Source organism: Autumnicola musiva, from assembly GCF_031846585.1.
Lineage (GTDB): Bacteria > Bacteroidota > Bacteroidia > Flavobacteriales > Flavobacteriaceae > Autumnicola > Autumnicola musiva.
This window is the reverse complement of record NZ_JAVRHK010000002.1, coordinates 224,021-236,158: the sequence shown is the minus strand read 5'-3', so window position 1 is coordinate 236,158 and position 12,138 is coordinate 224,021. Positions and strand designations below refer to the sequence as shown.

Here is a 12,138-nt window from a genome sequence, read left to right as displayed (position 1 = left end):
AGGATAAACTAGAAAGAAATGAAAAAATCTATATTTAAATATCTAATATTTACAGGCATTATCCTTTTCTCTGTAAAAGGAATGTCTCAACAAGACCCTTTATTCACTCAATATATGTATAACATGAGTGTAATAAACCCTGCTTATGCCACAGATGATCCTGGCATGTTAAACCTGGGGGGTATTTACAGATCCCAATGGCAGAATGTTGACGGTGCACCAAGCACCGCCAACTTCTTTGCCCACACTCCTATTAATGAGCGCGTGGAACTGGGACTTACTGTTGTTCATGATGAAATTGGCGACTGGATAAAGGAAAATAATATTACTGCAGATTTTGCATATGTTCTACCGGTAAGCAACAATAGTAAAATATCATTCGGAGCCAAGGCGGGGCTTAGTACTTTTGACTCTAATACTGCCGGTATTAATGGTGTTGACCAAAATCAAGGCCCTGATTTAGCATTCCAGAATCTAAATGAAGTTTTTCCTGTTTTTGGAGTTGGTGCTTTTTGGTTTGGAGATAATTATTATTTAGGACTTTCTGCACCTAACCTTTTCACCACAAAACATCTCGAAAATTTTAATGGTGTTCAAGCCGTGGGTGAAGAAAATATTCATTACTACCTTACCGGTGGGTATGTTTTCGATCTTAGTGAAGATGTGCGATTAAAACCTGCCTTTATGGTTAGAGGTGTGCAGGATTCACCTGTTACAGTAGATGCAACTGCAAACGTACTTTTATACGATAGATTAGAAGCTGGGATAGGCTATAGGTTTAATGAAACCCTTACCGGATTGGTAAACTTCAAAATTACTCCCCAACTACGTGTGGGATATGCCTATGATCATTACACTTCAGATTATGCCGGTTTTGATATTGGTGGCACTCATGAAATCATGGTGCTGTTTGATATTGATCTATTCGGCCTGACTAAAGGATATGACAAATCACCTCGATTCTTCTAAAAAATGGATAACATGAAAAATATATATAAAATACTTTTATTAACACTTGTAAGCTTTTCTGCTTTTGGACAAAGTTCGCAAATCAAAAAGGCTAATAAACTTTTTGTTCAAAGAGCCTACGTTGATGCCGCAGATGCTTACGAAGATGTGGCAGATAAAGATCAGCAGGTATTGCAAAACCTGGGAGACGCTTACTTCTTCACAAATCAGCTGGAGAACGCTACTGAAGTTTACAGGCTGCTTTTCCTTAGACACGAAGGGAATATTGCTCCTGAATATCAATTTAGATATGCTCATACTCTTATGGGAATGGACCAATATGACCAGGCCAATGAATACCTGAGCAATTACAAAGGAGAGCAGGTAGATTTTTCTGAATTTGAGAAGCAACTTGATACTGCTGTTCCGCATACCTATACCACAAATCAGGTTATGAGTAATAGTGCTTCGGCTGATTTTGGTATTTCTTATTTCGGGGATAAAATAGCCTTTGCTTCTACCCGTAACCAGGAGCGTCCTATTTATCCATGGAATAAAAAGCCTACTTTAGATCTTTACAGCGCTTCTATTTCTGACGAAGGTGAATTGGATGATATTGTACTTTTTTCAGATGATATTAATACTGATGAGCACGAAAGTTCAGCTACTTTTACCCAGGATGGTCAAACCATGTATTTTGACCGTACTAATGAAAAGAGAGTGAAGGATACCAGTGGCATCAGAGTAGCCCATATAAGTATCTACAAAGCTGAAATGGTAGATGGTGAATGGACCAATGTAGAGAAACTTCCATTTAGTAGCGAAGAATATTCTGTAGAGCACCCAAGCCTTAGCCAGGACGGCACCAAACTTTATTTTGCAAGCGATATGCCTGGTTCTACCGGAGGATCTTTTGATATCTACTCGGTAGATGTAAATGAAGACGGTTCTTTTGGTACCCCTCAAAATCTGGGAGCTGGGGTTAACACTCCCAATCGTGAACAGTTTCCATTTATAGGAGAAGATGACGTACTTTATTTTGCTTCAGATGGGCATCTTGGTTTTGGAAACCTTGATATCTTTAGAAGTGAAGGCGATTTTTCTGAAGTTCAAAATCTTGGTTCTTCCATAAACAGTAATCGTGATGATTTTGCTTTTGTAATTAAAGAAGGCCAGGAAGAAGGATTTTTCGCATCTAACAGGAGAGGGTCTGATAATCTTTACACTTTTGTAAGAGAAGATTATGTTCCTCCTGTGGTTGATTTTGAGGACAGGGAAACTAATCTTGAAACAGGAAGACAACAACTTCGTGATGTGGGTAACATTTACTTTGATTTTGATAAAGCCACGATTAAAAAGGAATCTGAGGCAACTCTTGATAAAGTGGTATCTATCATGAATAAATACCCAACTCTTGAAATTGAAATTGGATCTCATGCAGATGCAAGAGGTAGTGATCAATACAACATGGACCTTTCTGAAAGACGTGCGGCCTCAACCCTTGAATATCTTGTAGAGCAAGGAATCTCAAGAGACAGGTTGAGCTCACAGGGCTATGGTGAAAGCATGCCGTTGAACGATTGTACTCAACCCACAGGTTGTACAGCAGCGCAATATGCCAAAAACCGTAGAAGTGAATTTACAATTATGAACTAATTGATAGTTCCAACTTACCAACCAAAGAAAAGGCCCCGAAAATTCGGGGCCTTTCTTATTTTAATACTCGTATTTAGAGGCAGAAAAGGATTTACCTCAGGAAATTCCTTTTTCACCTTTAAACGTTCTGAGTTCCTGTTTCAATTCTTCCATAGATTGCTGCAGTTGTTGAAAAAGGCCATTTTCTGAAGGATTGTCCAGGTTAAACGTAAGTTTACTGTTTACCTGCCAAAGCTCCTGTATATCGTTCAATTTTACTTCAATAGGCAAATATTCTTCATTCAGGGAAACAAGTAAAAGTTTAGAAGGATCTGGTAATTTCTGGAGTTTCTTTACCAGCACAGAATCATAAAGCACCACCACATAAATTTTATTATTGTTCATCTCATCAATTCCTCCTATAGCTTTCGCCATTACCCATTCACCGGGACGATAATTTGGCAGCATACTATCACCTTCTATTTGAAAACCTCTGTAAGTGGCGTTTCTAAACTCCGGCAAAGGAATATCAAAAGCGGGCAACTGATTATACCATTCCACATCCTGTACATTATGAGGATATCCTGCAGCAGCCTTTTGATTTACCATTACAATATTTTCATTATCGGCACTGTTCACCGTAACCACCTTTGGACTCACATCACCCCGGGTAATTTGCAAATATTTCTGCCCGCTGTCTCCAAAAAGCCATAAAGGATTTATACCAAATTGCCGCAGCAATTCTGCTACCACTTTTCCTGAAAGCTTTGTTCTTCCCCTCTCAATATCTGCCGTGGAATTTTTAATGCCCAAAAGTTCGGCAAATTCGGCTTGGGTAAAATTGTTTTCTTCTCTTACTTCCTTGAAGTGCTTGATCTCTATTGTTGATGGTGTTTTCATAATTAAGCTAATTTAGGAAATAATCCAATAAAATTCTAAATTTGTGGATTTTTTCCTATATTATAATGAATTTTAGCTAAACGTCCACAGTAATCCCCGCTCCCAGCCTGCCGTCTTAAAGGTTCAGCATGAGAGAATCTCTTTTTCTAATAATTACAGATAACAAATAGCAAAAAATATATATCAGAAGTTTTTAGAGGAAATTAATTTTTCCTAAATTTTATACAGAAAATACCCCGCCAACCGTTCTAATTAAAAAACCTATGAAGAAAACTGGAATCCTACTTTTCAACTTTTTATTTATCTTGTTGCTTTCCTGCGATAAAGATCGTGATGATTTTGATAATAATTTTATTCTTCTGGAAATGCAGACTGATGAAAACCTGGATTATGAGAATCCGGAGTTTGAAATTAGCTTATACGGGCATAATGATACTATTGCTGATACCGGGGCCAACCTGATAACCAGTCAGAATTTTAGTGCTAAGGAATTCCCCTTTATAATCAGGATGGATATTCCGGCAAATCCTTATGCTAAAATTGAAAATCTTGAAGAAAACAGTAATGCCCGTTTTTATATTACTATTCAATGGGATTCCGATAACAATGGCCAGAATTGTGCGGGAGATATAGATTTAGATGAAAATGTTCAGGATGTAGAACTTATCAATATTGACCGAAGGGATGCTCAGGACATATTCCTCCATACCATTTCTGAAACCACTCCTTGTGATTAAGAAAATAAGAAACGGGCACCTCAAAAACATTGAATATTATGCTGAAATTATTTTCAGCTCTTTTTAAAAATACATCCCGGTACTTAAAATTACCGGGATGAATTTCAGTCAAAAATAAATCAGGTTTTTTTCAGATCCCTTTCTATATTTCTTAAGCAAAGTTACGCCTGTGGATTTAATCCGGCCTCTATCCGGGCAATTAAATCCTGCCAGTGGTAACGACTAATGGTATCACCTGTTCGATTTTTTCTTTGATTAAGGTCAGTTTTCAAATTTTGAAGTTCTCCCCTCATTAGCGCTACAATATCTGTTGAAGCTATCTCTTCTTCTCCATCAGCTTTTAATTCCTCTACATAATCCACAGCCGCATCCACGTAGGCTCTTTGAAGATTTCTGCGGTAAACATCCACTTCTTCTGAATTATACAACTCTTTGAAAATTCCCTGCCGTAAATCTCCCATCAATTCTACAGTAGAATAAACATCTTCAGAAGTTCGTTGTTCATTTTCAAACATTCGGTTCAGCCTTTCTTCATCCAGAAGATAATTAAGAGCCCTTGCCTGCAAATTCTGAACTTTCTCTACTGCTCCTGAGGATGCAATCCTGTCAAGAATTTCATCATTTAGAAGCCATTGCGGTGTATTAAAAGCATGAGTATTTATAAAATTTATTGCCGACTTTTGTTTTTCCCTGGGAACTGCTTTATAAACCACGCCTTCCTGATCTGAAGTTTTTCGGGTTTCATAAACCCCGCCTACATTGGTCACCACGTGATTAATATAGCCGCGCCACATGTTAATCAATTCTGAATATACCTCATCAAGCTCATCGTAACCGCTGCCTTCTCTGGAAGTCCATTCCACAAGATTAGGAACTACTTTTTTTAGATTGGCAAGCCCGTACTCACTTGCCTTCACCTGGTCAGCGCCCAGACTTTCGCGCTGTGCCTGCGGATCTACTGCTCCATAGCCATTTCCAAATTCATAAACCGGGTCTCCTGCTTTTTCCATGATCCAGCTATCCAAGGTTGTTTTTTCATCTTCAGGATTTTGTGCTTCAGGCAAATAACGGTACCCCCAGTTTATCGCATATAAATCATAAGGACCCATCATCCTTATAAAACGTACCCCATCATCTCCCGGTTGCGCAACATAGTTTACCCGTGCATAATCCATAATAGATGGTGTAAGGCCATATTTTTGAGTAAAGCTGGCTGAACGTAAAGAATCGGTAGGATACGCAGCACTGGCTTTCATATTATGAGGTAAGCCTAATGCATGCCCTACCTCATGCGCTATAACCATCCTCATCATTTCTCCTATTTCAGCTTCAGGAGTATTTAAAGTTCTTGCGGCAGGATTTTGAGCTCCTGCTTCTATCATGAACCGGTTACGGTAAGAACGCAAGTGATTATGATACCAGATGATATCACTCTCTATTATTTCACCGGTACGCGGATCTATAACCGAAGGTCCAATTGCATTCCGGGTAGTGCTGGCTACATATCTTACCACAGAATACCTTACATCTTCCGGGCTAAATTCCGGGTCTTCTTCAGGAGTTGGCGGATCTTTGGCGATAATTGCATTTTTAAAGCCCGCTTCTTCAAACGCCACATTCCAGTCTTCTATTCCCTGCTTAAAGTACGGCCTCCATTTTTCCGGAGTTGCGGGGTCTAAATAATAAATAATAGGATCTACCGGCTCCACAAGTTCACCTTGTTTATAGGCTTCTATATCTTTTGGAACCAACCTCCATTTTCTAATAAGTTCATATTCATCAGATTTAAGTTCATCCGAATTATAATTATACTTTTCTACACTAAACCAGCCTACGCGATCGTCAGCCAGCCTTGGTTGCATCTTATCATGAGGCAGCAGTACCATAGACTGGTTCATAAGCATGGTAATGGTTCCGGCCTGTCCCCTTTCCGGTGGTTCTTCAGCTTCGTAAGTCATCACATGCTTAACTTCCACATTTTCAGGATAAGATTGGGCAGATTCTATATAAGACCTGCTTTTATCTAATTTTTTTACCTTATAACGCTTGCGCAATGAAGATGAAAGTCCGTTAATGGCATTTACTTCATTTTCAAATAAACTGCTCACACCAATTACAACACTAGTGGAATCCGGAGTGTAATTTTTAATTTCTGCAGAATAAAGAATAGGAGAAAAATTATTGGCAAGAACAGAATTATATATTGGAGAATCTACTTCACTTTCATTCTTAAAACTCACCACTTTCACGTCTATAAAATTTCCCCTTTTAGACCAGCGCACCACCTGCTCGTTCACTTTAGAGCCGGCGTTAACATAACCTCCCCCGTATCCAGAGGGAACCTTTGCAATCCTGCTTACCCAAAGTATATCCTTTTCCAGCAGATCCACCGGGACTTCAAAAAACAATTTATTATCTGCAAAATGAGTGGTAAAAAGGCCCTCATCGCTTTTCGTAGTAGAATTGATAAACTTATTATAAGAAGTTTTTCCTGAAGCTTCCCCGGCTTCTTGTTTTTCGTTTTTATTGAAAATTTGCCCCGGGCTCTGGCAGCCTAGTCCAACAGCAGCCATAAGTCCAACGACAGTCAATTTTTTAATCATCTTTTTCTTATTTTTATATATGGAGAGAGACAAACATACTAAAAATAGAGCGTACTAATCTGTTAAGTCCCCAGCTACCCGCCTAATTTGAAGGATTGCCAAAAATACGAAAGGAAAATAGCAGATTATCGCTGTATAATTCAAAAATCACGGTACAGGAGCTACAGATATTAATTTTTGAATTCGCCATACTCTTTATGCTATAAGCACTTACTCCTTCAACCTGCCCTGCAAGATAAATTTTGCCCGCTGCACCTCATAGCATGCCCTCATCAGCAATTCAAAATTCCCGCCCTGCAAAGCTTTGGTAAGCGCGAACATTTCAGGAACATAACGCCGGGCAAAACCGGGATTATTTTTTACAATGTCCCGGGTATTGTCAACAACATCTGCAAGTTTAATGGTTTTCGCTTCCGCACTAATATTCGCCTGTCGCTCTACTTCCTTGTTTTTCCGCTGCCTGCGGTTTAAATGCTGATAATTTTCTTTTGTGAACTCATCGGTTAGTTCATGAACAAGCCCGGCTATCTTCCTGCCAAACTTTCTTTGTATATCCTGAAGCGAAACCCCTGTATCTTCTACCACATCATGAAGATATGCCGCGCATATCATTTCGGAAGAATGGGGAACAGTTCTCACAATTTCTGCCACCCGCTTCGGATGCTCCATATACAGCTCTTTTGTATATTTTCGCTGTTGATCTCCATGGGCTTTTTGTGCAAATTCTAAAGCTTCATCTTCCATTCTCCTATTTTTAAGATGAATTTACGCAATTCCTGTAACTCCGGAAATTGATGTTGCATCTTATAAAGTGCTGTAATATTCTCAAACAATAATAATCCTGAAGCAAGATCATAAGGTGTAAACCGGAAAAATTATTTGTAAGGATTGAAGCAAGATTCGGGACATAGGCAATCATAGTGGGATTAAAGTATCGTTAAATTATTTCCACCAGCAGTTTGATTTTGTAATTTACCTGAAAACAGGTTTTTCTCCCCATACCTGGTTAGCCGAATTAAGAATTATAAACCAATCATTATGTTAGCAATGAATTTTCGCGGGCCATTTCGAGTCCGTGCCGATTACGACCAGCCTTACCCAGAAATAGAGCATCCTGGAGATGCAATTGTTAGAGTGCTTCGTTCCTGCATTTGTGGCTCAGACCTGCATCTTTATCATGGACTGGTGCCCGATACGCGCGTGGGTTCTACCTTTGGGCATGAATTTGTAGGAGAAATAGTAGAAACTGGTTCTTCTGTTCAAAATGTAAAAGTGGGCGATAAAGTAATGGTACCCTTTAATATTGCCTGCGGAAAATGTGCATTTTGCAAACAGGAATTATATGGAAACTGTCATGAAGCAAACGCACAATCTACCGCAGCAGGAGGAATTTTTGGATATTCCCATACCGCGGGAGGATATAACGGCGGTCAGGCAGAATATGTGCGGGTACCTTACGCCGATGTGGGGCCTACAGTAATCCCGGATTGGATGGACCCCGATGATGCAGTACTTCTTACAGATGTTGTTCCAACAGGCTACCAGGCAGCCGAAATGGGCGGTATACAGGAAGGGGATACTGTAGTAGTATTTGGTGCCGGCCCAATTGGAATTATGGCTGCAAAATGTGCATGGCTTTTTGGTGCAGGCCGTGTAATTGTTATTGATCAATTGGATTACCGTCTGGAATTTGCTGAAAATTATGCCCAGTGTGAAGTGTATAATTTTAAAATGCTGGAGGACCCGGTTGTTTTCATTAAAAAACAAACTGATTCCCTTGGGGCCGATGTTTGTATAGATGCCGTGGGGGCTGAAGCAGCCGGAAACAAAATGAATTCTTTAATGGGTAGAAAACTACTTCTACAGGGAGGCTCTACCACAGCGCTGCATTGGGCGATCAATTCGGTAAAAAAAGGAGGAATAGTTTCTATTGTTGGAGTTTACGGGCCAACAGATGCACTTGTACCTATTGGTAATGTGCTGAACAAAGGAATTACCATCCGCGCCAACCAGGCTTCAGTAAAAAGGCTTCTGCCAAGATTGATTAAACATGTGGAATCTGGCGTAATAGACCCAAAGGCTATGATCACCCATCGTATTCCGCTGGAAGAAGTTGCAGAAGGCTATCATATCTTTTCAAGAAAACTGGACAATTGTATTAAACCTGTACTTATCCCTCCTTCCGCATAAATTAAGAAGGAAAGCTTTAATAAAAATTCAAAATTTTGAAGATCATGACAGACGAAACCAAAAATGAAGATTTTAAAAATAAGAGAGGGGGAGACCATAGCCACATCAAAGGATGGGGAATAGATGCAGATCCAAAGAATGACCCCACCTATCCTGTAAAAAAACGAACAGATGAAGAAATAAAAGGTTATTCATGGGAACGTCCAGAACAACAGCAATCCAATATTGAAGTTCTTCATTCTATTGAGAGACCCAATATTACATCTGTATTTGGTACAGCCGCACCGCCTTCCGGCCTTAGTGGGATGATTAGAAGGTATGCATATACTAAAAGCGAATCCAGTTATGGGCGATGGCTGCCACTGGTGCTCGCAGATCGTGTGGGAATGGTGGAAGGCGTTTTAGATGACCTCAAACACGGGCATATCCCTAATATCTATAAGGAAAGAGGATGGAATTCTGAATGGAAGTACAACCGCAAAAATTTTGTTATAAAAGCAGCCACTGCAGCTGCATTAACTACAGCAGCTATATTGCTGCTTTCAAGAAGATCTAAAAAGTAACATGTAGCAAATTGCTTTTTCCAAAGCGAAATCCGGAACAGTAGTTCAGGGATTTCGCTTTTTTATTAATTGAAAAGTCTGCAATCCTTCAAAATCACACCACCATGTTTAGAATTTCAGTTTTCACTAAGTAAGTACTATAACTCTATACCTTCAAATTCAACCCGTGATGTTGTGCCTTAAAGAGTTTTTAAAGATACTTTACTAGATTCGGGAATGTTCTTTTTCACTCTTGGTTTCATGAATCTCCTGCCTGGCAACACTTTTTGACGGCCTGATGATTAACCTTAGATCCTGATTTTTGGTAAAATATTCAATAGACCAGTTATAGAAAGTACGAATCCTGTTGCGATAATTAATGAGCGAGAACAAGTGTATAAACAACCATATAAACCAGGCAATAAAGCCGCTTAAATGTAATTTAGGTTTTGGAATATCGGCCACTGCTTTAATACTTCCAATAATTGCCATAGACCCTTTGTCATTATACCTGAATGCTTTAGGGTGTTCTCCTTTTTCAATTTTCTTAAAATTCTTCGCCAGATTTTTCCCCTGTTGAATTGCAACCTGCGCCAGCTGCGGATGCCCCTCAGGAAAAGCAGGATCTGTGTACTGAATACAGCTATCACCTATGGAAAAAATGCTATCAACTCCTTCCACTTTATTTATCTCGTTCACCTTTAACCGGTTTCCTCTAGCATAGGCTTCAGAAGGGATTCCTTTAAATATTATGCCCGTTACACCCGTTGCCCAGATAAGGTTTTTACTCCTTATGTATTTTCCGTTTTTAAGGCTTACTTTTTCCCCATCATAATCAATAATCCGAGTATTCAGCATTACCTCCACCCCCATTTCCTGAAGGCTTTTCAAGGCGTATTCCTGACTCTTTTTACTCATAGGGGAAAGCAGTTCATTACCACCGTTAACCAGGTAAATTCTGGCCCCCGCATCCTGAAGTTCAGGAAATTCTTTTCTGATAGTATTATTCCTCAGCTCGGCGAACATCCCCGAAATTTCCACCCCGGTAGGACCTCCGCCACCAATTACCATGGTAAGCCAGGGCAATCGTTCAGACCTGTCTTTAATACGCGAAGCTGCTTCCAGGCGCTGCAAAAGTACGTTACGCATGCTAAGGGCATCTTCAAGAGTCTTCATGGGAATGGCATGATTTTTCAGCTGTTCCAGTCCAAAAAAATTAGTCTGTGTCCCGGTTGCCATGATCAGATAATCGTATGGCAATTCCCCGTTATCTAAAATCACCTTTTTCTGCTGCGGAACAACCTCCTGTAAATCTCCCATCCAAAAATGGAAATTTTTCTTTCCACGGAACAAATTACGAATGGGATAAGTAATGGAAGATGGATCAAGATATCCTGTAGAAACCTGGTAAAGCAAAGGAGGAAAAAAATTATAGTTATTTTTATCTACCAGCGTGACTTTAAATTGTGAATCCCCGGCCAGACATTTCGCCAGGTTTATTCCGGCAAAACCACCGCCAATAATTATTACCCTTTTTTGCATACCTCATTTTTTCGATTCTGTTAAAATAAGGGTTTTATAGAGAAAAAATAAAAAGGGCGCTAAATTTTATGAAAGCTATAGTAGAAACTGGCTGGTTCCATAGAGGCAGGCTCAAGTGAAAATTGCTTAAACGGATGGATTCATAGGCAGGAACTTCCATGCTATTCGGGTTTTCTGAGAATTGATAAACTACCTTCTGTCAATGCTGATTCTATAATCCTCATGATCTTCTTCACTATCCATTCGCACAAACTTATTATCTTCAAAATAATAATATCCGGCCCTGTTAGCTCCTATACCATATATAACCCTATACACACACGATTCCTGATCCATGGCTACTAATTGTTCATATTTGGCTAATTTCTTAAACTCTTCTACAGACATTCCTATTTTTATGGCAGGTGCTTTAGTGGAATAACAGGAAGTTAAGAGGATCGCAACAATAATGGCAACACAAGTATATTTTATCATGATCTTAAGATTTGAAGATGCACCACAAAAATATAGCCAAAAATCTTTGATGAGGAATTGTAGGCATTTTGATTCCATTTATCTCCACTGATCAGTAATTCACAAATGCCCTAAAATATGATATTAATGATAAGAACACTCCTATCCATCATCCCAGGAGTACCATGTTGTATGCGGATTGTTAAAAAGAAAAGAAACTACGGAGAAAACCAAGGACATAAAAACAAAAAACCCTCAAAATCAGAAGATTAAGAGGGTTTTTGGTACTCGGAGCGGGACTTGAACCCGCACGACCGTTGCTGGTCATTGGATTTTAAGTCCAACGTGTCTACCAATTCCACCATCCGAGCGAAAAATAAAACCCCAATAACTCAGGGTTCATTTTAAATAATCCTGAGCGAAAAACGGGATTCGAACCCGCGACCTCCACCTTGGCAAGGTGGCGCTCTACCAACTGAGCTATTTTCGCATTTTTAATGAACTTCCCCCTGCTTCCAAGGGCCACAAATCTGTATTGCGGATGCAAATTTAATACATTTTAAATAACAGCAAAGAACTTTTTAAAAA

At 39.5% G+C, this 12,138-nt stretch carries 10 protein-coding genes and 2 tRNA genes; 5 read left to right on the top strand and 7 right to left on the bottom strand.

Features of this window, described 5'->3' with window-relative positions:
- Positions 1–18: 18 nt before the first annotated feature.
- Positions 19–969, top strand: a complete 951-nt coding sequence (locus RM539_RS03455; RefSeq protein ID WP_311502040.1) for a PorP/SprF family type IX secretion system membrane protein — start codon at positions 19–21, stop codon at positions 967–969.
- Between the two features lie 12 nt (positions 970–981).
- Positions 982–2,604 (top strand): OmpA family protein, encoded by a 1,623-nt coding sequence (locus tag RM539_RS03450; RefSeq protein ID WP_311502039.1) that lies wholly within the window; start codon positions 982–984, stop codon positions 2,602–2,604.
- A 96-nt stretch (positions 2,605–2,700) separates the two neighbouring features.
- Here RM539_RS03450 and RM539_RS03445 read toward each other — a convergent pair whose 3' ends face one another.
- The gene (locus RM539_RS03445; protein ID WP_311502038.1) at positions 2,701–3,483 is read right to left on the bottom strand and encodes an XRE family transcriptional regulator; all 783 of its coding nucleotides are present in this window, start codon (positions 3,481–3,483) and stop codon (positions 2,701–2,703) included.
- 263 nt (positions 3,484–3,746) lie between these two features.
- On the opposite strand from RM539_RS03445, the gene RM539_RS03440 reads away from it, so the two are divergent.
- Positions 3,747–4,220 carry a hypothetical protein gene (locus tag RM539_RS03440; protein WP_311502037.1) on the top strand — a complete coding sequence of 158 codons (474 nt, stop codon included), beginning with the start codon at positions 3,747–3,749 and terminating at the stop codon, positions 4,218–4,220.
- 161 nt (positions 4,221–4,381) lie between these two features.
- On the opposite strand, the gene RM539_RS03435 is transcribed toward RM539_RS03440, so the two are convergent.
- Together RM539_RS03435 and RM539_RS03430 are read right to left on the bottom strand one after the other, a co-directional pair.
- Positions 4,382–6,823 carry a zinc-dependent metalloprotease gene (locus RM539_RS03435; protein ID WP_311502036.1) on the bottom strand — a complete coding sequence of 814 codons (2,442 nt, stop codon included), beginning with the start codon at positions 6,821–6,823 and terminating at the stop codon, positions 4,382–4,384.
- Positions 6,824–7,033: 210 nt separating this feature from the next.
- On the bottom strand, positions 7,034–7,567 hold the full coding sequence (locus tag RM539_RS03430; protein ID WP_311502035.1) for an HD domain-containing protein: 534 nt from the start codon (positions 7,565–7,567) through the stop codon (positions 7,034–7,036).
- A gap of 294 nt (positions 7,568–7,861) precedes the next feature.
- On the opposite strand from RM539_RS03430, the gene RM539_RS03425 reads away from it, so the two are divergent.
- The gene (locus RM539_RS03425) at positions 7,862–9,013 is read left to right on the top strand and encodes a zinc-dependent alcohol dehydrogenase (protein WP_311502034.1); all 1,152 of its coding nucleotides are present in this window, start codon (positions 7,862–7,864) and stop codon (positions 9,011–9,013) included.
- A 44-nt stretch (positions 9,014–9,057) separates the two neighbouring features.
- Positions 9,058–9,576 carry a hypothetical protein gene (locus tag RM539_RS03420; RefSeq protein ID WP_311502033.1) on the top strand — a complete coding sequence of 173 codons (519 nt, stop codon included), beginning with the start codon at positions 9,058–9,060 and terminating at the stop codon, positions 9,574–9,576.
- Positions 9,577–9,780: 204 nt separating this feature from the next.
- Here RM539_RS03420 and RM539_RS03415 read toward each other — a convergent pair whose 3' ends face one another.
- The 4 genes from RM539_RS03415 to RM539_RS03400 form a co-directional block, all read right to left on the bottom strand.
- Positions 9,781–11,097, bottom strand: a complete 1,317-nt coding sequence (locus tag RM539_RS03415) for an NAD(P)/FAD-dependent oxidoreductase (protein ID WP_311502032.1) — start codon at positions 11,095–11,097, stop codon at positions 9,781–9,783.
- A 189-nt stretch (positions 11,098–11,286) separates the two neighbouring features.
- Positions 11,287–11,571 (bottom strand): hypothetical protein, encoded by a 285-nt coding sequence (locus RM539_RS03410; RefSeq protein WP_311502031.1) that lies wholly within the window; start codon positions 11,569–11,571, stop codon positions 11,287–11,289.
- A 261-nt stretch (positions 11,572–11,832) separates the two neighbouring features.
- A tRNA-Leu gene (locus tag RM539_RS03405) sits at positions 11,833–11,921 on the bottom strand.
- A 46-nt stretch (positions 11,922–11,967) separates the two neighbouring features.
- Positions 11,968–12,040: transfer RNA gene (locus tag RM539_RS03400), tRNA-Gly, on the bottom strand.
- Positions 12,041–12,138 lie beyond the last annotated feature (98 nt).